The sequence below is a fragment of the Kitasatospora sp. NPDC093679 genome, assembly GCF_040683455.1.
Taxonomy (GTDB): domain Bacteria; phylum Actinomycetota; class Actinomycetes; order Streptomycetales; family Streptomycetaceae; genus Kitasatospora; species Kitasatospora arboriphila.
On sequence record NZ_JBFBDW010000013.1, the window covers coordinates 115,199 to 138,600 of the forward strand.

The following is a 23,402-nucleotide window of genomic DNA, read 5'->3' on the forward strand; positions in this document are numbered from 1 at the left end:
GTGGGACGGGTGGTCAGAGGGCCATGACGCGGGTCAGGGCCGGGTAGCCGAGGAAGATCAGGAACCCGAAGCACAGCAGCAGCTGGGCGACAAGCATCGACTGGGACTTCGCGGCGGCCGCGCCCTCGAGTTCGGCGAGTTCGCGCTTACGCAGGGTCTCGGCGCGGGCCTTGAGGGACTGGCGGATCTTTGCGCCGTCCTCGGCGACCAGGGAGACGGTGGCGGACAGGTCGACCAGTTCGGGCATGCCGACCTCTTGGCCGAGCCGGCCCGGCGCCGCCCAGTACGGCAGGCCGGTGAGGCGGGCAGCGTCCAGGGCGCGGCGGATGCGCAGCATCGGCCAGGTGTCGGAGGCTTCCGCGGTCGACTTCAGCGCCTCGGGCAGGCCGGAGCCGCCAGCCAGGTTGAGGTGGACCAGGGTCAGGTAGGTGGAGACGATCCGCTTGAACTCGGCGCGCTTCTTCTTCGCCTCGGAGCGAACCTCGGTGTCGGGGGCGAAGAAGCAGCCCACGATGAACACCAGGGACAGCCACAGCGGGGTGAGCGGGCTGTCGGTGATGCCGATCATCCACAGCACGGCGGCGAGCAGCGGCCCGAGGAGGAATCCGGCCCCGGCGTACAGGACCTTCTGCGCCAGGAACGTCTCCATCGGCTTCTCGAGCAGCGCCAGGTCGGTGCGCAGCGAGGTGAGGGTCCAGCCCTGGGCGGTGTAGAACGCCGCCACCCGGGGGCCGATCTTCGCCAGCGCCCGGTCCTGCGCGGTGACGAGAGCGGGCGGAGCCTGGGCGGCGGGGGTGGAGGCGCGCAGCGCGTCGATCCGGGCCAGGGCCGCGACCGCGCCGACCCGGCGCGGCACCAGGGACCAGACCAGCAGGGCCAGGCCGGCTCCGGCGGTGCCGCCCGCGAGAAGGGTGAGGATCACCGGTAGACCTCCTGCCGGATGAGGAGCCGTTCGGGGGCGGGGACGGCGGACAGCTTGCGCAGCCACATCAGGCCGCCGACGAAGAAGCCCATGACCAGCAGCAGCACGCCCTGGCCCTGCAGGGTCCGGTACGGCTCGACGTAGGCCGGGTTGAAGACCGCCATGCCGATCGGGAAGGCGGTGATGACGCCGATGACGATCTGGACGCTGCGGCGGGTGCCGGAGCGCTGCGCGAGGACGCGGCGACGCATGTCGGCCTCGTCGCGGGCGGTCTCGGCGAGCTCCGACAACACGTCGCGCAAGCCGGGCCCGCGCTGGCGGGCGTTGTCCTTCAACGCGATGATCACCAGGTCCGCGGAGCCGTCGTTCAGGTCGTCGGCGAACGCGTCCAGCGCCACACCGAGCGAGGTCTTGGCGCGCAGCCGGTCCAGCAGGGTGACCAGGTGCGGGCGCAGCGCCGGGTCGGCGGCGCGGGCGGAGGCCTGCACGGCCTGCTCCAGGCCGGCACCGCTGGACATGGTGTCGCGCAGCGACTCCGTCCAGGAGGCCAGGGCCTCGACGCGGGCGAGCGCGGCCTTCTCCTCCTTCGCGCCGCCGAACAGCCGGTCCCAGAACAGCACCAGCAGCACCACGCCGATCGCGGCGACGGGCCAGCGGGTCGCCAGCAGCACCAGGACACCGGCGCCGCCGGCCGCCCAGCCGCGGCGCCGCGCGAACGACACCAGCTGCTGCGCCGTAGTCGGCCCGGTGCGAGGCCTGCGGGGCCAGCCGATGAGGGAGGCGATCAGCAGCGCCAGGCCGCCGCCGGCGGTGAGGCCGGCCAGCAAGGCGAGCAGAAGCTCGGGGGTGAGGACGAGGTTGCCACTCATGTCCACGCCCCGCTCGGGTAGTAGCCGTGCTCGGCGAGGTCGTCCAGGCAGGTGATCGGCGCGCCGGGCAGCAGTTGCCCGAACCGATCGAGCTTGAACACCTCGCTGGACAGCACCCGGCCGTCGAAGCCGTTGATCTCACGGATGCTGACGACCCGCCGCCGGTACTCGCCGCTCTCCCGGTCGCGGACCTGCTTGAGGAAGACCACGAAGTTCACCGCACCGGCGATCAGCATGTGCGAGGCCTCGATCGGCAGCCGCTCCTGCGCCTGCAGCGCGTAGGTGGCGATGCGGTCGAACACCTCCGCGGAGCCGTTCGCGTGGATCGTCGACAGCGACCCATCGTTGCCCTGGCTCATCGCCTGCAGCATGGTGACGATCTCGTCGCCCAACACCTCACCGACGATCACCCGCGACGGGTTCTGCCGCAGCGAGCGGCGCACCAGCTGCGCCATGGAGACGGCGCCCTGGCCCTCCGAGTTGGGGAGGCGTTCTTCCATGACGACGATATCGGGGTGGAGCTCCTCGAACTCGTCCAGGCCGAGTTCCAGCGCCCGCTCGACGGTGATCAGGCGCTCTTCTGGGCCGATGGTGTTTGCCATCGCCCGCAGCAGCGTCGTCTTCCCCGAGTTCGTGGCGCCGGCGATGATGCAATTCTTGCGGGCCCATACGGCCGCGCGCAGGAACTGCCCGACGTCGGCCGGCAGGGTGCCGTTGCCTTCCAGGTCCTCCAGGAACACCTTGCCTAGGCGGGCGCGGCGGATGCTGAGCGCCGGGCGGCGGGTGACGCCCATGACCGCGGAGAGGCGCGAGCCGTCCGGCAGCCGCAGGTCCAGCTCCGGGTTCGCGGTGTCCCAGGACCTCGAGCTCAGCCCGGCCGTCGCGGCCAGGGTCTGCACGAGCTCGATGAGGTCCTCGTCGCCGTCGACGAGAGCGGGCAGGCGCTCCTTGCGACCGCCCGCGTAGGTGACGAAGGTGCGGTCGCCCTGGATGTCGATGTTCTCGATGTCCGGATGCTCCAGCAGCGGCTGCAGCGGACCGGCCCCGAACAGCGACGCGTGGACGGCCTCGGCGAGCGCGGCCTCGTCCTCGGCGCTCGGCACGCCGAGGCCGGCGGCCGCCTGCGCGCGGAAGTGCTCGGTGAGCGTGGTCTGAATGACGGAGCGCGCAAACTGCCGCTCGACATCGGGGGCCATCGCGGGCCGGCCGAGGAACTCGTCGCTGCGGCGCTGTTCGGCCAGCTGCGAGCCGACCTGCCCGCGGAGCTGGCGCACCAGCTGGTGGTCCATCACCGGCTCACCACCTGCGTGACGTTGGCCTGCTCGGTGCTGGCGAGGCGGTAGCGGGAGGCGACCGCGGCGGTGATCTGGCGGGCAGCACGCATCAGCTCGGACTTCTCCACGCGGCCGCCCTTGCGGCCGGCGAGCTGCGCCGCGCCGGAGGTATCCAGCGGCAGGCAGCCGAGGACGAAGGCGGGCAGCTGCTGGCGCAGCAGGAGCTGGTTGACGTCAGCGGTGACCTTGGCGTGTTCGCGCTTCGGGCCGACCAGGAGCACCCCGATCGGCGGGCCGCCGGTCCCGTTCGGGCTCAGCCTGGCGCCGAGCGCGGCGATGCGCTCGCGCAGTGCGGCGATCTCCTCGGTGGTGGTGCGCGCCACGAGCAGGATCAGCGACGCCATCGGCAGCATGTCGACGGGACCGGACTTCGGGCCGATCCGGCCCAGGTCCGCGATGACGTCACTGTCGCCGAGCGCGGCCAGGGACCGGCCGAGCAGCGGCCACATGCCCTGCCAGGCGGTCGCCTGCTCCGGTGAGGCGAGGCCGAGCAGTGTCTCCTGGCCGCCGTTGAGCCGCTGGGTGTGCTCCCACACCACGGCGGGCGGCAGTCCGCGGCGGCCGGCCAGTGCGAGGGAGAGCATGCCGATCCGCGGGTCGAGCGGCTGGCTGGAGTCGGCGGCGTGCCGGTAGACCAGGTCCCCACCGGATTCGTCGACCTCGGCGAGCAGGGAGCGCCGCGGCCACACCGCGGCGATGGCGAGCGCGGTGGTGCTCACCCCGGGTGCGCCCTTGGCGGACGCGACAGCGATCAGAGCCATGGGGCGCCCCTACTTCGGGTCGGCGGCGAGCAGGACCAGCGCGACCTCGCCGGCAGAGGCGGCCTGTGCGACCTGGCCGGCCTTGTCGGCGGGCACCAGGATGTTCAGTGACAGGTTCGAGTTCACCGCGCCGGCTTCCGCCTTGTAGACCTGCCGCACCGTGGCGGAGCTCGTCAGCTCGGTCCCGCTGGATCCCGATGCGGCCGAGGCTCCGGCGGGGTTCTTGGCGGCGTCGCGTCCGACCCACCACACCCGGACCTTGTCGCCCTCGCGCAGCCCCGGCGGGTACTGGCCCGCCTTGAGCGACAGGCCGACGACGGCTTGGTCGGAGGCGACAGAGACCTTGTCGGTCAGCATCGGCCCGGTCAGCAGCGTTCCGGCCGGGATGTCGGTGGCGGCGAAGTAGCGGCTCGTCAACTGGCCGCGCTGGTCCCAGCGGACGAAGGACACCGGTGTGTCCTTGGCGACCTGGATCTCCTCGATCGCCGTCTGTGGGATGTGCTGCCCTGGAGCGACCCGCTGCGTGACCTTAACCGCCGAGACCTTCTCCCCGGCCTGCTGCACCAGCACGGTCGCACCGAGGCCGCCCGCCACGATTAGCAGCGCGGCGAACACCGCCATCCCGGGCCGCCGTTCGCGCACCACCACCGGGAGCCGTTCGCCGCCGGCCGGCTGCCGCGGCCCCGGAGCCGGTCGTGGCCCGGCCTTCCTTGGGTGGCCAACGGGCGTGTTTGACACTGTTTCAACCATTTCGTCTACCCCAACCCGACTTCGTGGCAGCCTGCGTGCGCGCCCGGGTTCCGGGCGGCGTCGCCCAGGCGAAGGCTCCGTGTACAGGGAAAGTGCCGCTGTCCCGCTCCCTTAGCGTCCTAACCAGGCCCGGCGCAGACCGGTTACTCTTGCGCCGGGGTGCGGCCGTAGGAGTAGCAGTCAGGTCGCCGCCTGCAAGGCGGTCGCCGTGGGGAGCGGCGGGACGACAGAGGGGAGGGCCGACACGTGCACGTTCGGGCAGGCGTCTGTCCAGCATGATGCGATCAGCCCCCCGACTGCGATTGATTTTAATCGTCGCTATGGGAAGCTAACCACATGCGGCCAGGCAGCAGTGCTGCTTATGCATTGATTTTGATCAAGTCTTGTCGATCGCCTGGGCGCGTCCCGGTGCAGCGAACGGGTGGATAGCGGATGGAACAGGGGCAAAAGCGGGCAGATCAGATCGCCGCCCGCCTGGACGGCTTGATCAAAGCCGAGAACGATCGACGCGCAGCCAAAGGCGACCAACCGCTGAAGTACGCGGAGATAGCCGAGCGCATCAACACCCGCAGCGGTGAGAAGACCATCTCTGTGGACACCGTCCGCAACCTGCACCTCGGTCGCGGCACCGGAGGCCGTCTGCCCAACCCCACCGTCGCTACCCTGGACGCACTCGGCCTCGCCTTCGGCATCCGCGACGGAGCCCAGTACTTCCTCGCCGACACAACCGAGGCCGTCGACCGCCAACTGGAAGCCGTCCACGACCTCGCGGCCCTCAGTAGCGGAGACAAGGCCGAACTCGTCGGCCTCATGACCCGCGCAGCAGCCCTGTCTCCCGAATCCGTACGCCTGGTCGTCGGACTCGCCGACCGGCTGCGCGCCATCGAAGCGCAGCACAGCACCGGACAGCGCAACGAAGCCGACTGACCGAGTACGGGCGCGCTGCTCCACCGCGGCGCCCGTGATCCTCCCGTTCCTGTCCGTTTCCCGACCGTGCCGGAGCACCCTCACCCATGCCACTGCCCCGCGGGCTTCGCAAGGAGTGCGAGGCAATCCTCGCCAAGCTGCCGATACCCAACCCCTTCTCCGTCGAGGCCTTCGCCGAAGCCCTCGCCCAGCACCGGGAACGCCCCATCGTTCTCGAACCGCTGCCCGAGACACGCGGACCCGACGCGCCGTCAGGCCTGTGGGTGCGACTGCCGTCCGTCGACGTCGTCCTGTTCGAAACCCGCACCAGCCTCCCGCACCAGACCCTCATCAAGCTCCACGAGCTCGGGCACATCGCGGCCGGCCACCAGCCCCAGCTCAGCCCTGACGTACTCACCACGGCCTTCCCCGACGTCGACCCCGAACTGCTCCACCAGCTACTGGCGATGCCCCGGGCCGGCTACAACACCCGCGAGGAGCAGCAGGCCGAACTCATCGCCCTCCTCCTCGCCGACCACCTCGGCACCAGCAGCGGCACCACCCCCCAGGGCAGGAGGCTGACCGAGTCGCTCACCCACCCGGTCCGCGCACGCGGCTGGCGAAAGGCCACCTGATGGACCTGCTCCTGTTCACCGTCATGCCCGCCGCCCTGATCGGCACCGCGCTGTGGCGAATACCCGCAGCCATCCACTCCGGCCGGGCCGCCCGCTCGCTGTGCCTGACCACCGGCCTGCTCGGCCTGTCTCTCCTGTGCACCAACCCGGCCATCAGCGGCCCGATCCACCACATGGTGCCGAACCTGCCCGTCCTCCTGCGCCACCTGCTGACCCTCGCGTCGGCCACCTACCTGCTCGACTACCTCGACGCCGTGCACGCGGACGACGCCCGCAGCCGCCTCAGGCCCGGCCTGCCGCTCCTCGCAGCCTCAGCCGCAGCCATGACCGCGATCTTCTTCCTCCTGCTGCCCCGAGGCGCCACCCCCAAGGCCGACGACGTCATCACGCAGCACCTGGGCGAGATCCGCACCGACCTCTACATGGCGATCACCTACGCCTACCTCGGCCTCGCCATGATCAGCGGCACCCGCACCTTCTGGCACAACCGCCGATCCGTGCCCCGAGGCCTCGCCCGCACCGGCACCACCCTCCTTGCCGCCGGCTGCGCCACGGGCGCCCTCTACACCGCCTGGCGCCTGATCGTCATGACCCTTGCGCACATCGGCGCTCCGGAAACCCCGGCCATTCACCAGGTTGGCGACATCCTCGCCCTCATCACCCTCGTCCTGATCGCCACCGGCCTGACCCTCCCCCCGCTGCGCACGTTCGCGCGCTACTGCCGTGATCAGCGGAATCTGTGGCGCATCCACCCGCTCTGGGCGGACATCGCCGAGCAGTTCCCCCACCTGGTCCTCGGCGAGCGTCCCCGCTCACGCGCACGGGAGCTGTTTACCCTCGGCGACCGCACCATCGACGTCTCCCACGCCGCGTTCACCGTCCGCGACGGCTTCCTCAGCCTCGCTCCCTGGGCCGCACCCGACGCCACCCGCGCCGCCACCGTCGGCGCCGACGCCATGAGCGAAGCCCTATGGGCGAAGGCCGCCCTCACCCGCAAGGCCGGAAACGACAACCCCGCAGTGCCCGACATCGTCCTGCAAGACCAGCAGCTGCGCGGCCCGACCGCCGAGATCCGCTGGGCCGCGCAGGTCGCCACCTACTACAGCAAGGCAACCTCGTGACCACCGACGCCACCAGCACCGACACCACCACCGCCACGGTGTCGAAGACACCGCCCACCGGCGCCCAGCGCTGGGCCCGCCGGCTCACCAACTGGGTCGACCCCGCGAACGTCATCGTCGCGGTCTCCCTCGCCATCGGCTGCGGCTTGTACGGGTGGAAGGGCCTGGGCTGGGCAGTGATCGCCATCGTCTTCGCGGCCGTACTGCCCATGGCCTACATCCTCTACATGCGCGGCGGCGAGACCTGGGCCAACCGCCACCTGACCGACCGGCAGAAGCGCGTCACCGTCCTGCCCGTCATCTGCGTCTCCGTCACCATCGGCCTCGCCCTGGAGATGGCCACCAGCGCCCCCGACCCGCTGATAGCGATGACCACCGCCATGTTCGCCACCATCACCGCGATCTGGCCGATCACCGCACTGGCCAAGTACCAGATCAGCGCACACGTCGCCGTCCTCTCCGGCTCCTTCGCCATGCTCGCCCAGGCCTACCACCCCGCCTGGCTGACCGGCTTCACCCTGGTCGCTGCCCTCGCTTGGGCCCGCGTCACCGTCCGCGAGCACACCATCTCCCAGGTGATCACCGGCGGACTCCTCGGCACCCTCATCGCCGGCGGCGTTTATGCCGCTCTCCAGTAGCAGGCGAGCGGATGCGCGGGAGGCAAAGTGGAAGGTGGGACGAGCACCTTGCGCACCCGCAACGATCGGAAGGTCGTGACCATGCGCAGTGCATGGTCACGGCGCCGCTCGGTGCCCTGCAAATCAATGCCCTAGTAGCGGCCTCTCCAACCAGCCGATTACGAGCAGCGGCACCCTGGCTCCTAAAGGTTACATAATCTCCCGATGCCAAGGGTGGCCCTGGTCCCTAGGAGACCGTCGGGGCGCTGTGCCTGCCTGCCAGAGTGATCGTGCCCGGCGCTCCTCGTCGCTGCTGGCTCCGATTCCTTCAAGGAACGAGCGGACGGTATCCCACCGCGGCTGGCGGCTCCCACGCAGCAACTCGGCGAGTGCCGAACTGCTCGTCCTCTTTCTGGCGACGGCAGCCATGGATTGGAAGGACGGATTGCCCTTCTGCAGGCGCAGTTCCGCGAGATACTCGGCCAACCGGGTTGGCGCTGACACCGTGGCCGGCCGTTCAGCGAGCCCGCCGGAGGTGGTCGCTATCCGCTGAGATTCCACAGGCCGTGCTGGGCGCTCGAAGGGTTCCGCCAGCGCGGCGTCCCGGAGTGCGCACCAGTCGGCTGATGCAATGTCCGGAAGGTACTTCTTCAGTTCTATGAGAATGCGAAGCAGAGTCTCTTCCGAGAGGAAGCCACGACTGCCCTGGGCACCAAGGGCGGCGTGGACCGTCGCCCTGCTCATACCCGTGGCGCGGCTCAAGCCGGGAATGGTGAGGCTGTTGAACTCCTCGGGTGATGCAGCGGCCGCCTTTGCCTCTCGGTGAAGTGCGCGCAGAGCCAGGGTGAAGCGGTCTAACGGGTCGTCTGGGTTGAACTCATTCGGCGTGTACGGCATGCCCCCACCAGCTCATGAAGTCGCAACCAGTCTCGTGAAGTCGCAACCAGTCTCGTGAAGTCTCAATGAGTCTCGGGAAGTCTAGACCTGTCGACTTGCCCGCCGGGAGGCCTTTGACTAATCCAGCGGGGCGGCCACCGCGGGGCTGGTCGTCCGCTGAGGGAAGAGGTGTGCCATGGACAGGCGCTTCGAGAAGGATACCCGCCGTTGGTGGTGGCGGCTCTCGGCTCTGGCGATCGGAGGAATCGTTGTCGGGGCGGGCCGGGAGTTCGGTGTCTGGGCTTTCGACCACTGGATCTGGTGGTGGCTCCAGTGACCAAGGCTGAAGGCTGAGTGACCGACAGGTCGGAGAGCGCGGTGCTCTCCGACCCTACCACCGCCGCACTACTCGGTCATCGGCGTCCTGGCCTACGAAAACATCGCTGAGGCCAGCGAAGGACTGGCCTCCCGTCCCACAGCCCGATGGTGGACGTCCGGTAGTGTGGCTCATGCCGAATGGGAACAAGGTCAGGCACAGTCATGGCCGCACCCTACGTGCCTGCCACGACAGCACAGATGCCCGCCCAGCTTGGTTCATCGCAGAGCTCAAACGCGTTCTGAACAGGGCGAGTTCTGACTTGTCGTAGTTCGCCCTGGCAGCTAAAGCTGTCCAGGGCCACCAGGTGGCCGTTCGGCACCAAGTCAGACCCGACCTCGTAGGTCGGGAGTTGGAGGTGAGCACCGGCAGGACGGCTCACCGCCCCCTGATGGGACCGCCCTGCAGGCCTGTCGGGCATGACCCGGAGCCGGCATCCTCCGGCACTTGCGCGTCAACCTGCTTCACCACGGAGACGCGTTGACCTGCTCCAGACGTCTCCGAATCCTCGTCTCCGGGCTCAGCCTGTTTCTCCTTCTCCGCCTTCTTCTCGCCCAGCTCCTTCGCGACCGTCAGGACAGCCCCGTCCTGCGCGCGTGCCTGATCCCTCAGGTAGCCCACCTCCTTGGATTCCAGAGCCTTGTCGGCTTCGGCGACCATCTCGGCCACTTTGTCCGGTTCGGCCTGGTAGCCCGTGAATACCTCGCTGACCTGGGGGCCCTTGACCAGCAGCGGGCCGATCCGGTTGCCGTCCGCGGTGACTTGGACGTAGTGGTGAAACCGTGGGAGTTCGGTGATTCGCGCCGCGGACACGGCGCCGTTCCATTCCTCGGCCATCGCCCGGGACGCACCTGCCGAGCCCGACGCGGTGCTCACCACACTGCTGTTCTGCATCACCGACTCGCGCGTGGTGGGGCTGACCCGATTGAGCAGCTGCGCCATCACGTGTAGACGCGCCCCGAACTTCCGCAGCTGCTCGGTGATGGCGGCGAACGTTGGCCCGCCGGCCGGGTCCAGGGAGATGAGCTCGTCCGCGAAGACGTGGAATCGCTTGCGCTTGTCCTCATTCAGTTCGCGGCGGGACAGGCCCGCGCGCAGCAGGTCCTGCAGGATCATGCTGACCAGCAGCCGGTCGGACGGCCCGGTGCCCTCCAGGCACAGCCATACGATCTTCCCGCCATCCATGGCCGAGCGGATGTCGTAGGTCCCGCGCGGTGAGCCGAGGAAGGCCCGGGTGACCGGGTTCGCGGCCAGGCGCTCCAGCGGGTTGACCACCGGCCCGATCACCTCGGCCGTGTTGTAGCCGGCGAACGTCGTTGTCCACCAGCGCTGCTGCTCCTCGGGCAGCAGGAACAGCAGGGCGTCCCGCCACGCCTTGTCCGACAGCAGGGCCCGAATCTGCAGCAGAGTTGCCTGCGCGCCGGGCTGTCCGGCCTCGATGGCGAGCGTGTTGTACGTGACCAGGGCCTCGCAGGCCTTGGTGAGGATGGTCAGTGCGCGGGGTGCGGCACTGTCGGTCCAGGCCAGGGCGGTCGCGAGGGCGTCGACGGCGGCGGTGACCACCTTCTGAGAGCTGGCTCCGTTCTCGACGGACAGCGGGTTCCAGCACGGGAGCTTGGCGCCGGGCTGCTCGGCGCGGGCGAGGTCGATCCGCTGCACGCGGCGCGCGAGCGCGGGATGGGCGAGGTAGGGGACGGCGGACTTCCACGAGTCGCCGTGCGGGTCGACGAACAGCACGCCGGCCCCGGCATGGGCGAGCGCGAGCGCCCGCACCAAGGCGAGTTCGGTCTTGCCGTAGTTCGCCTTGCCGACCGCGATGGAGAACAAGAACTCCTCCGACTTGGTGGCCACGAGCCGGCTGCGCCCGTCCAGGGTGACCAGGTGGCCGTGCGGCACCAGATCGGAGCCGACCTCGTAGGTGGGCAGTTCGGAGGCGAGCACCGGCAGGACGGCCTTGCAGGTGGGTGGCTTCAGCAGCCCGGCGAGTTCTCCGACATGCACCCAGTTCTGCTTGCGCGGCGCAACCTGACCCGTGCTCCAGCGGCGGTCGAACGCACCGCGCCGGTGCCAGCTGTCCGCACCCCACGTCCACTTCAGGAAGCGGCCGCCGTCCACAGCGAGCCGGCTGTCCTGCCCGTACACGTCCAGGGCCGCGCTGACCTTCTCCAGCAGCTGCCGGGCCCGGCCCTCCTGCTGGGAGGCGCAGCGCACCAGCAGCTGGATGCGGACCAGGCCGCTGCCAGCGTTCAGGCGGCCCAGGGCGTCGGCGGGGTCGACGGCGCGCGGCCGCGGTGTCGGCAGGACCGCGTTCGGGGCCTTCGCGGTCGGGTCGATGAGCGACAGGAGCTGGTAGCGCAGGGACTCCTGGGCGTCGGCAGCGTCCGCGGCCGCCCGACGGGCCGCCTTGCGGGCGGCAGCGCGGCTCTTCTCGCGGGCCTCGTGCATCAGCTGCAGACGGCGCAGCTTCAGCTGCCAGGTCGGGACGGCCTGGATGTCGAGGAGGACCTCGGCGAGCTCTCCGAGGTCGGTCTGGATGTCGGCGACCGCGTCGATCAGCGGCTGCAGCGGGTCCGGGTCGAGCGGGACCTCGCGCAGGGCCGCGGCCGGGCGGCCGCGCAGGACGAACTCGGCGCGCACCGCGTGCACGCGACCGTCCGGCTCCGGCGCGTCCGGCCTCCCGCTGTCCTGCCCGGCACCCTTGGCCTTCTTCGCCTTCTTCGCGGCGGCCTTGCGGGCCCGGGCCTGCGCCTTCAGCCTCCTCTGCAGCTCCTTGTCCTTCTTGTCCTTTCGGTCCTGGGCGGCCTGCTTGGCGACCGGGTCTGCGGCCGCCGGTGCTTCGGCGACCGTGACCTCCTGGAAGCGGCTTGCGGCCAGCAGGGCCCGGGCCGCGCTCGGTGCCTCGACGCTGTACTCGAGGGGCACGCTGCCATCCGCCCGCAACCGCACCCGCACCCGGCGGGTCGCCCGCGGCGCCCACCACGGTCCCTTACCCGCCGCGCGCAGCAGCAGGACGGTCTGCCGCCAGATGTCCTCCTCGGTGGGGTCGAAGCGGCGGCTGGGCGTGAGCGTGAACCGGGTGCGCAGCGCGAGGGCCCGGCGGGTGAGCACCTGGTGCACGGCAAGAGCCGCGACGGTCGGCGCAGCGAACAGCAGCAGGACCAAGGTGCTGTGCCCGGCCGCCCAGCTCACGGTGTCGACCAGCCAGGTGCCGACGGAGGTGACGGCGTACCAGGCGGATGCGCCGGGAGAGGAGTTGGGGTGCGGTGTCATCGGATCGGCTCCCAGCCGGTGTCGGTGTCGGTGCGGGTGAAGGTGAGGGTGGCGGGGCGGTGGTCGCCGTACTCGCCACTCGGTGAGGTGCCGACCCACAGCAGGCCGACCACGGCCCGCCCGGGCCCGCCTGCGGTGTGGGCGGCGACGGCCTGGATCCGGACGCCGCTGTAGTAGTGGACGGGCCCGGCCCCGCCAGCGCCGGTGGGGAAGTAGGCGGGCCACCGGTCGCGGCCGGCTCCGGTGGTTTCGGCCAGCCACACCTGGCGGGCCAGGGCCGTGAGCTCGCCGGCTTGGTCGGGCGGCAGGTCGCTGGAGTGGGCGCGGGTGAAGGCGGCCTGCAGGTCGGCGTCCCCTTCCGGTCCATCCCCGGCGGCCGCGACGCCGGACGGCATCGGCCCGGAGGTGGGAACGACTGCCGGCGAGGGGCCGGCACCGGTGCCCGCTGCCGTAGGTGCGGAGGCAGGAGGCGAGGGCTGAACAGTCGGCGGGGGTGGGGCGGTCGACTGCACGATTGGGCCGGCGCCGGTGGACGGGCTCGCGCTGGCTGCGGCCGGCCGGGCCGGTGTGCCGGGGACCAGCAGGGCCAGGCCGGTGGCGAGCAGCAGGGCCGCGCCGATGGCCGGGGCGAGAGGGGAGCGCTTTGTCACGAGAGGCCGTCCCTTGGCTCAGGTGAGGACGCGGGCGCCGCCCGCGTAGTCGTAGTTCCAGACCGCGGCCTGCTTCACGACGTCGCCCGGCTTGGGCGCGTTAAGCATCTGGCCGCCGCCGATGTAGAGGCCGACGTGGTAGATCCCGCCGCTGTTGCCGAAGAAGACCATGTCGCCGGGCTGCAGCGCGCCGACGCCGGCCGAGGCGGGGATCCGCTGCCCCACCTGCGCCTGGTCCTCGGCCACCCGCGGCAGCATCACGCCGACCTGCGCGAACGCGTACTGCATCAGCCCGGAGCAGTCGAAGCCCACCACCGTGCGGCCGTCCTGCCCGCCCTTGGAGCAGCAGATCCCGGTCGACTTCCCGTCCGGCCCGCCACCGCCCCACGAGTACGGGACCCCCAGCTGCGAGCGCGCGGCGGCGATCACCCGCTGCGCCTTCTCGGAGGCGCCGCCGATCGCGCCGGAGGCGCCGAGCTGCTCGTACTGGCGCTTCCAGCGCAGGACCTCGTCCACGTACGCGGAGGAGTGGTTGTAGGAGAGGATCGCGGAGTTGAGCTGGCCGGGGTCGCCGAGGTTGCGGCCGTTCCCGCACAGGTACAGCGCCGCGGCCAGCGTCTCGTCGTCGGCGTTGTTCGGGGTCGCGCCGCCGCCCGGGCGGACCCGTGCGGCGTACCCGGCGAAGGTGGAGGGGAGGAACTGCATCGGGCCGACCGCGGCGTCGAACAGGGTATTGCCGTCCCAGCGGCCGCCGTCGGTGTCCGGGATCGCGCTGGTGTTGCCGCCGGCGCCGGAGCCGTCGAGGATCGGCCCGATGATCGGCGGGCTGATCAGGCCGTTGGCCGCGATCTGGTGGCCGTTCGCGTGGTCGGACTCGACCTTGCCGATCCCGGCCAGCAGGGACCAGGTCATGCCCTTGCAGGCGGGCACCATCTGCGGCATCGCGGCCGCGGCCCGCGTGTAGGCGGCCATCATCCGCTGCGGAATCCCGGCGATCGCGCCGACCGGGACCGTGGTCGGACTCGACGCGGAGTTGTTCACGTCGTTGTCGACGATCGCGAGCGCTGGAAGCAGGGCCACGACGCCCAGCAGCATCACTCCGAGGCAGCCCAGCTTCTTGAGCCTCTTCACGCCGGTCACAGGCCGAGCCCCCCGTCCAGGTCTCCGCCGAAGTCCCCGGCACCCGGGTCATCGGCATCGGTACCAGCGCCAGCACGGGGAGTGCCGGTGTCGCCGAGGGAGCGGCGCAGGCGCAGTGCCTCCAGGGAGGTGCCTTCCGGTGCGCGCAGCCGCGGGCTGACCCGCCGCATCACCTCCGGCGGCACCACCGCGGCCGCATCCGGCCCCGGACCGGAGATGATTTCGCCGGTGACCGGGTTGACGACCATCCCGGGCGCATCCTCGACGACCTGCGCGGGCTGCGGCGGCGGCAGGACGCCAGGCCCGAGCGCCGCCCCAAGGTCGGCCGGCCTGGTGTCGCCGCGGCCGGAGCGCACCTCGACCATCGGAGCTGATGCCGCATCACCGGCCTGCAGCTCGGCCTCGCTGGGACCCACCTCGTAGAAGGGGTACTCCGGGCCGCGGCCGCGGGCGTGCTCCCACACGTCGGCGTACGCGGAGTACCCCGCGACTGGGCTCGCGCCGGCGACGTCGGTGTCGATCAGGGCGCTGCCGGACACCAGGTCGACGGCCAGGTGCGCGGCGCTTCCCGCGGCGCGCATCGCATCGACGGCGTCGGGTCCGTACACCTCGCCGAGAACAGCACCCTGGTGCCAGGCATGGTTGTAGGCGTCCTTGACGGTGTTGTAGCCCGCCGTGGTGGCGCTGTAGGCGGCCGGGACGTCCTTGGCCATGTCCTTGGCGCCGGCCGTCCAGTCGGCCGACCAGTCGCGGCGCACGTGGGAGTAGTGCTGCCACTGCCGGCCGGCCCTGCTCCACATCCGATCGCTCGCCCGATTCAGCCGCTCCCAGGCGGCGGGCAGACCGGCGGACAGGTCGAAGCCGAGCTTGCCGACCTGGCCGGCGCGGATCGCGAACCGTCCGGCGCGGGTGTGCAGCAGGGCGTTGTGCACGGTGTGGCCCAGCGGCGTGGTCTCCTGCGACGGGTCGTGCAGGATCTGCCCGGTCTTGCCGTCGACGACCAGCGGCCCCTTGCCGCCGACCGGCTTGCGGCGCCGGGCGAGCTGCTCGGGGGAGAGCGGGCTGCCGACGACCAGGTGGTGCGCGGCCCGGGCCGGCAGCGCCAGCGCCGCGAAACCGCGACGCAGCTCCCCGGCCGCACCGGCCGCCATCGCACCAGCGTTCATCGGCCCCAAGCCCGGGTCGGCGAGCGCGGCCAGGCCCTGCCCGATCCGCGAGCGGCGCAGCAGCGCGGCCTGCATCCCACCCCCGCCACCGCTGCCAGCGCCGAAACCGCCGCCGAACCCTCCGAGGCCGAGTCCGCCGCCGAGACCGACACCTGCGCCCGGGGCGAGGCCGCCCATGGCCTGCGACATCGCCAAGCCCAGGCGGGAGTCGTCGCCGGCCATGGCGGATCCGCCGATCTTGGCGTAGCGCATGCGGGTGGCGAAGCGGTCGCCGACCCGGCCGGCGGCGGCGAAGATCCGGCGGTGGAAGACCAGGACGACGATGGCGAACCCGTCCATGATCAGCAGGCGCTGGATCATGACGGTGCCCTGCGAGTTGGACATGATGCCGTCGGCGCCGAGCGCGAACAGCGGCAGGGCGAGGGAGACGGCGAACTCGGTGACGATGCTGGTCATGAAGACCCCGAGCCACTTCCACAGGGCCGCCCTGTTACCGCCGGGGAGCATCGCCCAGATCATCGCGGCGGACGTCATCGCGGCGGCGATCACGTCGGCGAACTGGCAGCCCAGGTGGACCAGGGCCATGGACAGAACGACGATCGCCACGATCAGCGCGGCGAGGAACACCAGGAAGACGCCGCCCACCCGGTCCCAGTTGGAGTTGACCGCGAAGTTGTAGGCGTCCTTTCCTTCCTGGCCCTTGGACTTCAGCGTCTCCTTCAGCGCGTCCCACGCCTTCTGGTCCTCGGGGCAGAGCTCGTCGGAGCCGAGGATGGGGATGTCGGAGGCCTTGCAGTCGGTGTGGCCGTCGATCCGCCCGTGGATCCAGTCGTCGTGGACGGCGGCGAGGTCGCGGATGTTCTTGTTGTCGGAGTGCGCATCGGGGATCAGGCCGTACTGCAGGAGCTGATAGGGCTGGACGACGAGGGTGCGGGTGAGGATGTTGCGCATCGGGCAGGACGGGTCATCTCTGTCCTCCGCGGAGGCACAGAGCGGGTCGGGCCCGTTCGTGTTGGCCGCCATCTGTCCGACTTCGTGGGCGGCCTGCTGGGTCTGCGCGAGCGGCCCGTCAGGTCCAAGCGTCTGGCGGGGGATCAGCGCCGGCAGAGAGACCAGGGTGGCGAGCAGCAAGGTGAGGACGATCTCGCCCAGGCCGCGGCCGACCTTGCCGCGCATCACCAGGACCAGACCGAACGCGACACCGGCCGCCAGGAAGATGCCCCACAGGCTGAGGTCGTTGGCCATCAGCTGGAAGAAGTCGTAGTGCAGCGAGTTCGCGGTCTCGGTCAGGGTGGAGACGATCGGAAAATTGAAGATCCACTTCACGACCCAGCAGACCAGGCCGACCAGGATCCGCACCAAGGCGAATCCCGCCCCCAGCAGCAGGTTGCACACGTGGCTGCGCAGGTCGGTGATGCCGCCGTTCTCGGACTGCAGGTCGTACCTGTCCAGCGGCACACCCTCGGAGCTCTTGACGTTGAGCGGGGCCAGGACGCCGCCGCGCTCGCTGCCGTCCGCGGCATCGGCGGCGGAGGCACCGGCGATCAGGAACAGCAGCGTCATGCCCACGGTCATCCACGCGGTGCGCCGGCCCGGCCAGTACGCGGCGGCGAACCGGCCGACCGTCCGTGTGGCGCGGGCGGCCGCGTGCCACGCAACCCGAAGACGCTGAGCCTCTTGCCGCAGGGCCGTCGCGGTGGTCGCCTTCATCGCAGGCCTGCCTTCTGGAAGGTCTTGGTGGGCGGGTTCTTCCTGCCGCCGGGGGTGGTGAAGATGGCGCTGTATTTGGGCAGCTGGGGGACGATGACCTTGAGCGTGCCGATGCGGCCGCGGGCGTCGCGCAGGAGCATCTCGCCGGCGCGGGCCTTGTCGCCGTGCGGGGACAGGCCGCTGGTGACGAGCTGGAGCAGGGCCTCGTCGTCGCCGGGCAGGCCGAGGAAGGCAAGTCCTCGCTTGGCCATGGCGTCGTCGGTGGTGCGGGCGAGGACCCGCTGCGGGATGAGGCCCTGGATCGTCTCGCTGCCGAGGTCGAGGGCGTCGTGGCCGCCCATCAGCAGGCCGGCGTTGTGCTTGCGGCCGTCGTGCGCGAGCTCCTTGACCAGGGAGGCGCCCTCGGTGCTGCTGGTCAGCCAGTAGCACTCGTCGGTGACCACCGTGCAGAACCGGCTCCGGTCGGAGAACGCCACGTGCCGGGAGATCGCCGCGATCAGGTAGAGGACGGCCCGGCCGATCAGCGCCTCCAGCGGCTGGGTGCGCAGCACCTCCGGCCTGGCCAGTGCCTCCTTCGGGGGTAGGGTGAGGCCGTTGGTGGTGAAGACGACCAGGTCCGCCTGCAGGCCGGACAGCGACAGCGCGGGCAGCGACGGGTCGAAGACCATCGCGGCGAGCGGCCGGTCCGCGACGGTGTGCAGCAGGTCCAGGACGTCGGCGCCGGCCTCGCCGCGGGCGCCGCCCTCGGTGGAGATCGACCGCAGCTCGGCCAGGACGGCGCCCATGTGCGGGCGGGCGCTGTGGGCGGCGTTCTTCACCGCGCGGGACAGCGCCGCGCCCTGCGCGGACATCGCTTCCAGGTTGCACTGCAGCAGCAGGTAGGACAGGGCCGCGGCCTCGCCGGCCGCCCGCGGCAGGACGCGCAGCGGGTCGATCGACACCTCGGCCTTCGCCGCGTCGATGATCCGGCTCCGGTCGGGGGCGAAGACGTGCGCGAAGTCGGCCCACTCGCGCTGGTTGGTCCGGTCGATGACGATCGCCCGGTGCCCGCGGTCGACCAGGTCGCCGGTGAGCTTCTTCAGCAGCACCGACTTGCCCGACCCGAGATCGCCGAGGACGGCCAGGGATGCGGCCGCGTTGTTCTGCGGGGCCGCGGCCAGGTCCAGCAGCACCGGCCGCACCGTGCCCACGTCCAGGCTCCGGCCGAGCATCGGCCCGGTCGCGTCTCCCAGCTCGCTCGCGGTGAGCGCACCGGACATCGCCCAGTCCTCGGACAGCTGGTACTGCGTCACCTCCCGGGCCCGCAACGCGGGCCCCGCCCCGGGCAGGCCGAGCGCGAACAGCCGCTCCTGGCCGCCGCGCGGCACGATCACCCCGTAGTCCGCGCCGGACAGCCGCGCCTTCAGATCCCGGGCCCGCTCGTCGCACAGCTGCGCGCTCGCGCCCCACACGGTGAGCACGGTGCGGGACTGCACCTCCCGCTCCACGCTGGTGCGGCCGAGGCGGGCTTCCTGCTCGCCGAGGGTCTCTGCGGCGAGCGGGATGGAGTCCGGTGCGCCGGTCGGCCGCGTCGCCCACTGGTCGGCCTGATCCACCAGCTCGGCCTTCTTCTTCGCGATCTGCGCCTTCGCCTTCGCGGAGTCGACCAGCGTCATGTCGACCACCGCGTCGACCGGGTAGGGGAGGATCTCCAGCTGGGCGAGGATGTCGGCGGCCTGCTCGGCCACCGCCTGCGGGATCTCCTCCAGCGCGAGGTGCGTCTGGTAGCCGGTGCCGTCTTCGGTCTCCACCTGCAGCCACAGCTTCGACAGCGCGGTGCCGTCGAACCGGGAGGCCAGCCACCGCCGCAGCCCGCCCCGCCCCTCCGGCGCCGCCTCGGCGTCCGGAGCGGGCTCCATACCGCCCTCCAGCAGCCGGACCTGGCTCAGCGACGCGTAGCTCGGACTGCGCAGCTGGGCGCCGACGATCCGCCCACCGCGGCTGCGGCTGGCCTCGGCGTCGGACAGCAGCGGTTCGGCCTGGCCGCGGTGCACGGCGTGCTGGTGCAGCCACACGATCTCCGCCGGACGGGCCGGACGGATCTCCAGGCCGCCGCCGAACCCGGCCTCGACCTGCCGGGCCACCCCCCGGTACAGCTGCACCTCCGCCAAAGGCACCGGCGCGATCGGCATGCCGGCCTGCTCGCCGAACGTCGCCCACATCGACCCGCGGGCCTGCGAGAGCTGCGCCGCGCGGCCCGGCGCCTGCAGCGGGACCGCCAGCCACAGCGTGCGGCGGTGCATCTCCGCGCCGGCCAGCATCTCGTAGGCGGCCGCGGCGCTCTCCTCCGCGCCCGGGTTCTCGGCCGGGTCGATACCCTCCAGGGTCCGCATCGCGACCTGGCGGGCGTCGACCTGCGCGCACAGGCTGTAGATGCGCACCGCCCCGGACAGCGAGCGGATCAGCGAAGTGACCCGGCCCAGCACGTCCTGGCGCTCCAGCGCGGAGGCGTACCGGGAGCCGACCGGGCTGATCCGCCAAAACGCCCACACGGCGCCGGACGTCGACCACACCAGGTGGCCGGAGATGTGCCTGATCGCAACCCTCATCACTGGTCTCCCATCTCGGTCTGGTTGGCGGCTGCGGCCGCGGCGAGCATCTGCTGAAGGGGGGTGAGTGCCGGAGCACTCGCACCGCCGGGGCCAGCCGCCGTCCGGCGGGGCCGGGCAGGCCGGGTGCCGGACACGACCCGCTCCCCAAGAGAGGCGTCCGAGCGGCGGACTCCGCGCTGCGGGTAGGCCGGCTCCGGACTGGCCGGAGGCGAGAAAGTGGCGGATGCCGCTGCAGGAACGGGGGCGGGCGTCTGCTCGGCGGCCGCGGGGCCCGAACCGACGGCGTCCTCGGCGAAGCCCGGACCGGCGGTGTCCTCGATGAAGAAGGAGCCGGACATCACGACCGGCCGCATCGGCCGCACCGCCCGGCCGGCCATGCGGCCCGCCCGGGGAGCGGTCGCCAGGGACAGAGCGTCCAGGACGACCAGGAACGGGGAACGGCCGCCGATCCGCGAATGCCGCGCGGCCCAGATCGCGAACCCCCACGCCACCACCGGCAGCGGGCCCAGCACCGGCGCCCACCACGTGAACGTCTTGATCAAGGCGAACGCCCCGATCGAGGCGACCGCGAGCTGCGGCGGCGTGTACGGACCCATCGGGATCCGCCAGTCACCCAACTTGCCCAGCACCCACGGGTGCCTGCGGGCCCGGGTGTAGGAACGGCCGATCCTGGGACGCGCGGCGCTGCTCACAGCCGGCCCGTGAACACGACGGGCAGCTCAGCCGGCAGGCGGTGCGCACCCTGGGCCGGGGCCGGGGCGCCCGGGTGGTCGGTGTACTCGCTGTCGAACATGGAGGCGATCGAGGTGCGGTTCGCGTAGATCGACCAGCAGATCACCAGACCGATCAGGCCGCCGATCGCCGCCTTGATGCTCATCTTCCGGACCGCGTGGATGATCACGATCGCGCCGAGCGCGATCATCAGACCCGCGCCGATCCACGTCTTCAGCGTCTCGGCCCACGCGTTGCCGAAGTTCTGCACGGCCCCCGCGAGGATCACCGTGTTCTGAGCGCCCATCACCGCACCCCGTTCGAGGTAGAAGGAGCCGGCTGCGGCGAGGAACTCACACCGGCGGAAGAAGAGGAAGAGGACGAGGAGGAGGTAGCCGGGGCGAGGGCCGCGATCTCCCAGCGGCCGGCCCGGGCCTGCAGACGCAGCGGGTAGGTCAGCGGCCACTCGCCGACCGCATCGGTGGCACGGATCTCGGCCTGCACCTCGAGCACCGTCCCGTCCACCGGAGCGGACGGCACCGCACCGGCCGCCGACAGCGTCTCGACCGTCACCTTCGAGTACGGCGACCCCGGCGCCGGCACCCTCACGCCCGGCGACAGATACCGGGCACTGTCACCCCGACCGGTCAGGTACGCGCTCAGGTAGTCCGTCACCGTCTGCCGGATCGGCCCATCACTGATCGACGCCGAGTACGCCCGCTGCACCGGATCCGCCCCCGGCAACACCGGCGGCGCCGCCACCAGAGCCGGCGCCGCAACCACCGCCAGCGAATCCGGCGCCCCCGCCGACGACCCGGACCGGACCATCTGCACCGGCACCGCGAAGTACCGCACCGTCAACTCACCCGGCTGCGCACTCACACCCGGCTGCGCACCGCGGCCTTGCGCACCGGCTCCGCCTTGCGCAGAGCTCTGCGCAGGGCTTTGCGCAGAACCTTGCGCGGAGCTTTGCGCATCGCCGTCGCCTTGCGCGGCCGACGGGAGGACCATCGTCGCGGCGACGGTCACCTGCCACGTGCGCCCGCCCATCGGCACGCTGCGCACCGCCACGACCTTCTGGACGCTTGCGCGCGCAAGGCCGGTCGGCCGCGGCGCATCGACCGTCGGGGCCATGGCGCGCAGCGCATCGGACGACTGCCCCTCCGGTGTCCCGCGCAGCCAGAGGTCCACGAACTGCTCGGCGTAGCCGGTGGGCGGGGCGATCGTCGGCGGGGCGGTGGCCTGGACGACGGGGGCGCCCTGGGCGATCTGCGGCAGGGCGAGCGACCCGGCCAGGCCCAGCCAGCCAGCGGCCAGGGAGGCCCAGATGCCTGCCCGGGTGGCGGCAGCGCGGTGTTGGGCGCGCCGCAGATCGCCGTCGGAAGCGATCGGAGAAGGGGCCGGCGCGCGGTCGCGCCGGGAGGGGAAGAGTCCCAAGGTCAGCTCCAAGGTCGTCAGCGGATCTGCTGTCGACCCAAGGAACCCCGCACACCTTGACGGATCCCTTGATGATCGAAGCCGCTGCGGTAACGGCTTCATATCGGCCCCTGTCAAAGCTCTGACCTGGGTTTTTCCGTCAGCCATCAAGGAATCCCGAGGGGCCGTCAAGGTACGGAGGGCATACCTTGACGGCCCCAGCGGCGCCCGGGGCGATTCCTTGATGGCCTGCCGGGCCCGGCGCCGATTCCTTGATGGCGAGGGGTCCTGCCAAGGCCGATACCTTGACGGCCGATCCCGCCCTGGCGGGATTCCTTGACGGTCGGGCAGGAACTCCTTGATGGCCGGCCCCGAACTCCTTGATGGCCTGCCAGCGGCTCCCTCCCAGCGCGGGGAACACCCCGACGGCTGGTGCTCGGCGCACCCGGGCGCCCGATCCGAAGCCGGCCGCGGGCCGGTCTCCGAGCCAGGGCGCCCCCGCTGTCCCCCCGATCGGTCGACTGTTCGGGCGCGCAAGCGCAACCCAGGGCCCTCGTGCGCTGCGCATGCCGCCGAAGCCGGCGAGGCCGTGCGCAAGCGCTCGGGAAGACTCGGCGGCGGAGCGCCCCGCCCGATTGCGCATGCGCAAGCCGCCGACGGTGACCCGTGCGCAAGCGCAAAGAGGCTGCGCAAGAGGTGGCCCCGTGCGCATGCGCAAGGCGGCGGAGCAAAGCCCTGCGCAAGCCGCCGAGCCGGTTGCGCATGCGCACGCGAACGTTGACCGGCTGTCCTGTGACAGCGAATCTGGACCGCGTGCCACCGGAGATGGATCGAACCCAGTTCGTGACAGCGGAGATGGACCACCGCTACTCAGGTCGGGGTGGCCGTACTGCTGCTCACCGCCGTCGGCCGATGCGGTGCGAGACCACCGTCAAGGTCCGCAGCCACCTCGCCAAGCAGAGGCAGGCGCCACGTGTCCCGGCGGAGCGACCTTGCCCCGGCCGCCCGCTGAGGGTGATCATTCGCGGATGAGACCAGAAGTACAGGCGTTCGTGGCCGAAGGCCCCCTTCCCGACTGGGATGCCGACGAGGAGGAGATCGGCCGGCGATGCGACCAACTCGAAGCCATCGCCAAACCCGTGACCGGCGAGGAGGCCCGGGCACTGGTCGCCTGCTTCGGTCCGGACGACTGCTACGGCGTCGCCTGGACCCTGCTGCACCTAATCGAGACAGGCCCGAATCCGGTCCTGACCACTGAGCCCGCGCCCGATGCCAACGAGTGGCACCACAGGCTCTGGACCCGCATCGTCAACAGCGGACTCGCCCCGTCAATTTGACGCGCCCGCGCTGACAGTGCGGTGCCTCTGGTGGTCCATCTTCGCTGTCACGAACTGGGTTCGATCCACCTCCGGTGGCACGCGGTCCAAGTTCGCTGTCACAGGTCACCGGCACGGGCATCAAGGTGGGGCAGCCACCTTGATGCGCGGAGTTGTGGAGTCGTTATGAAAGCACTCCTTGATCGTCAAGGGATGCGTCAAGGAGTGCGGGGTTACCTCGGGCGTCGATCACCGTCACCGAGGA

At 71.3% G+C, this 23,402-nt stretch carries 18 protein-coding genes; 5 read left to right on the top strand and 13 right to left on the bottom strand.

Features of this window, described 5'->3' with window-relative positions:
• Positions 1-13: 13 nt before the first annotated feature.
• From AB0O09_RS14225 to AB0O09_RS14245, 5 genes are read right to left on the bottom strand one after another with little or no spacing between them, the layout of a single operon-like run.
• Entirely contained in the window at positions 14-922 is a 909-nt protein-coding gene (locus AB0O09_RS14225; protein ID WP_363541909.1) for a type II secretion system F family protein, read from the bottom strand.
• Entirely contained in the window at positions 919-1,791 is an 873-nt protein-coding gene (locus AB0O09_RS14230) for a type II secretion system F family protein (RefSeq protein WP_363541910.1), read from the bottom strand. The genes AB0O09_RS14225 and AB0O09_RS14230 overlap by 4 nt, the downstream gene beginning before the upstream one ends.
• Positions 1,788-3,080 carry an ATPase, T2SS/T4P/T4SS family gene (locus AB0O09_RS14235; protein ID WP_363541911.1) on the bottom strand — a complete coding sequence of 431 codons (1,293 nt, stop codon included), beginning with the start codon at positions 3,078-3,080 and terminating at the stop codon, positions 1,788-1,790. The genes AB0O09_RS14230 and AB0O09_RS14235 overlap by 4 nt, the downstream gene beginning before the upstream one ends.
• Complete coding sequence (locus AB0O09_RS14240; protein WP_363541912.1) at positions 3,080-3,886, bottom strand: hypothetical protein; 807 nt, start codon at positions 3,884-3,886, stop codon at positions 3,080-3,082. The genes AB0O09_RS14235 and AB0O09_RS14240 overlap by 1 nt, the downstream gene beginning before the upstream one ends.
• 9 nt (positions 3,887-3,895) lie before the next feature.
• On the bottom strand, positions 3,896-4,507 hold the full coding sequence (locus AB0O09_RS14245; RefSeq protein WP_363541913.1) for a hypothetical protein: 612 nt from the start codon (positions 4,505-4,507) through the stop codon (positions 3,896-3,898).
• Between the two features lie 561 nt (positions 4,508-5,068).
• On the opposite strand from AB0O09_RS14245, the gene AB0O09_RS14250 reads away from it, so the two are divergent.
• From AB0O09_RS14250 to AB0O09_RS14265, 4 genes are all read left to right on the top strand, one after another.
• On the top strand, positions 5,069-5,563 hold the full coding sequence (locus AB0O09_RS14250) for a hypothetical protein (protein ID WP_363541914.1): 495 nt from the start codon (positions 5,069-5,071) through the stop codon (positions 5,561-5,563).
• Between the two features lie 86 nt (positions 5,564-5,649).
• Entirely contained in the window at positions 5,650-6,177 is a 528-nt protein-coding gene (locus AB0O09_RS14255) for a hypothetical protein (RefSeq protein WP_363541915.1), read from the top strand.
• Positions 6,177-7,298 (top strand): MAB_1171c family putative transporter, encoded by a 1,122-nt coding sequence (locus AB0O09_RS14260; protein WP_363541916.1) that lies wholly within the window; start codon positions 6,177-6,179, stop codon positions 7,296-7,298. Before AB0O09_RS14255 ends, AB0O09_RS14260 begins: the two co-directional genes overlap by 1 nt.
• A complete protein-coding gene (locus AB0O09_RS14265; RefSeq protein WP_363541917.1) occupies positions 7,295-7,936 on the top strand; it encodes a hypothetical protein in 642 nt (213 codons plus the stop codon). The genes AB0O09_RS14260 and AB0O09_RS14265 overlap by 4 nt, the downstream gene beginning before the upstream one ends.
• Positions 7,937-9,545: 1,609 nt before the next feature.
• Here the strand turns inward: AB0O09_RS14265 and AB0O09_RS14270 are convergent.
• The 8 genes from AB0O09_RS14270 to AB0O09_RS14305 form a co-directional block, all read right to left on the bottom strand.
• On the bottom strand, positions 9,546-12,437 hold the full coding sequence (locus AB0O09_RS14270) for a type IV secretory system conjugative DNA transfer family protein (RefSeq protein ID WP_363541918.1): 2,892 nt from the start codon (positions 12,435-12,437) through the stop codon (positions 9,546-9,548).
• The gene (locus AB0O09_RS14275) at positions 12,434-12,832 is read right to left on the bottom strand and encodes a hypothetical protein (protein ID WP_363541919.1); all 399 of its coding nucleotides are present in this window, start codon (positions 12,830-12,832) and stop codon (positions 12,434-12,436) included. Before AB0O09_RS14275 ends, AB0O09_RS14270 begins: the two co-directional genes overlap by 4 nt.
• Before the next feature lie 273 nt (positions 12,833-13,105).
• Positions 13,106-14,227 carry an NlpC/P60 family protein gene (locus AB0O09_RS14280; RefSeq protein ID WP_363541920.1) on the bottom strand — a complete coding sequence of 374 codons (1,122 nt, stop codon included), beginning with the start codon at positions 14,225-14,227 and terminating at the stop codon, positions 13,106-13,108.
• A complete protein-coding gene (locus AB0O09_RS14285) occupies positions 14,224-16,956 on the bottom strand; it encodes a hypothetical protein (RefSeq protein WP_363541921.1) in 2,733 nt (910 codons plus the stop codon). Before AB0O09_RS14285 ends, AB0O09_RS14280 begins: the two co-directional genes overlap by 4 nt.
• A gap of 143 nt (positions 16,957-17,099) precedes the next feature.
• Positions 17,100-19,691, bottom strand: a complete 2,592-nt coding sequence (locus tag AB0O09_RS14290; RefSeq protein WP_363541923.1) for an ATP-binding protein — start codon at positions 19,689-19,691, stop codon at positions 17,100-17,102.
• Positions 19,691-20,386 (bottom strand): hypothetical protein, encoded by a 696-nt coding sequence (locus AB0O09_RS14295; protein WP_363541924.1) that lies wholly within the window; start codon positions 20,384-20,386, stop codon positions 19,691-19,693. Before AB0O09_RS14295 ends, AB0O09_RS14290 begins: the two co-directional genes overlap by 1 nt.
• A complete protein-coding gene (locus AB0O09_RS14300) occupies positions 20,383-20,712 on the bottom strand; it encodes a hypothetical protein (RefSeq protein WP_363541925.1) in 330 nt (109 codons plus the stop codon). The genes AB0O09_RS14295 and AB0O09_RS14300 overlap by 4 nt, the downstream gene beginning before the upstream one ends.
• A complete protein-coding gene (locus tag AB0O09_RS14305) occupies positions 20,712-21,854 on the bottom strand; it encodes a hypothetical protein (RefSeq protein WP_363541926.1) in 1,143 nt (380 codons plus the stop codon). The genes AB0O09_RS14300 and AB0O09_RS14305 overlap by 1 nt, the downstream gene beginning before the upstream one ends.
• A 995-nt stretch (positions 21,855-22,849) precedes the next feature.
• On the opposite strand from AB0O09_RS14305, the gene AB0O09_RS14310 reads away from it, so the two are divergent.
• The gene (locus AB0O09_RS14310) at positions 22,850-23,158 is read left to right on the top strand and encodes a hypothetical protein (RefSeq protein ID WP_363541927.1); all 309 of its coding nucleotides are present in this window, start codon (positions 22,850-22,852) and stop codon (positions 23,156-23,158) included.
• The last annotated feature ends 244 nt before the right edge of the window (positions 23,159-23,402 follow it).

Coding starts and splice junctions, on each gene's coding strand:
- AB0O09_RS14230 (WP_363541910.1), bottom strand. CDS start 1,791: ATGAGTGGCAACCTCGTCCTCACCCCCGAGCTTCTGCTCGCCTTGCTG.
- AB0O09_RS14235 (WP_363541911.1), bottom strand. CDS start 3,080: ATGGACCACCAGCTGGTGCGCCAGCTCCGCGGGCAGGTCGGCTCGCAG.
- AB0O09_RS14240 (WP_363541912.1), bottom strand. CDS start 3,886: ATGGCTCTGATCGCTGTCGCGTCCGCCAAGGGCGCACCCGGGGTGAGC.
- AB0O09_RS14245 (WP_363541913.1), bottom strand. CDS start 4,507: ATGGCGGTGTTCGCCGCGCTGCTAATCGTGGCGGGCGGCCTCGGTGCG.
- AB0O09_RS14250 (WP_363541914.1), top strand. CDS start 5,069: ATGGAACAGGGGCAAAAGCGGGCAGATCAGATCGCCGCCCGCCTGGAC.
- AB0O09_RS14255 (WP_363541915.1), top strand. CDS start 5,650: ATGCCACTGCCCCGCGGGCTTCGCAAGGAGTGCGAGGCAATCCTCGCC.
- AB0O09_RS14260 (WP_363541916.1), top strand. CDS start 6,177: ATGGACCTGCTCCTGTTCACCGTCATGCCCGCCGCCCTGATCGGCACC.
- AB0O09_RS14270 (WP_363541918.1), bottom strand. CDS start 12,437: ATGACACCGCACCCCAACTCCTCTCCCGGCGCATCCGCCTGGTACGCC.
- AB0O09_RS14275 (WP_363541919.1), bottom strand. CDS start 12,832: ATGCCGTCCGGCGTCGCGGCCGCCGGGGATGGACCGGAAGGGGACGCC.
- AB0O09_RS14285 (WP_363541921.1), bottom strand. CDS start 16,956: ATGACGCTGCTGTTCCTGATCGCCGGTGCCTCCGCCGCCGATGCCGCG.
- AB0O09_RS14290 (WP_363541923.1), bottom strand. CDS start 19,691: ATGAGGGTTGCGATCAGGCACATCTCCGGCCACCTGGTGTGGTCGACG.
- AB0O09_RS14300 (WP_363541925.1), bottom strand. CDS start 20,712: ATGGGCGCTCAGAACACGGTGATCCTCGCGGGGGCCGTGCAGAACTTC.
- AB0O09_RS14310 (WP_363541927.1), top strand. CDS start 22,850: ATGAGACCAGAAGTACAGGCGTTCGTGGCCGAAGGCCCCCTTCCCGAC.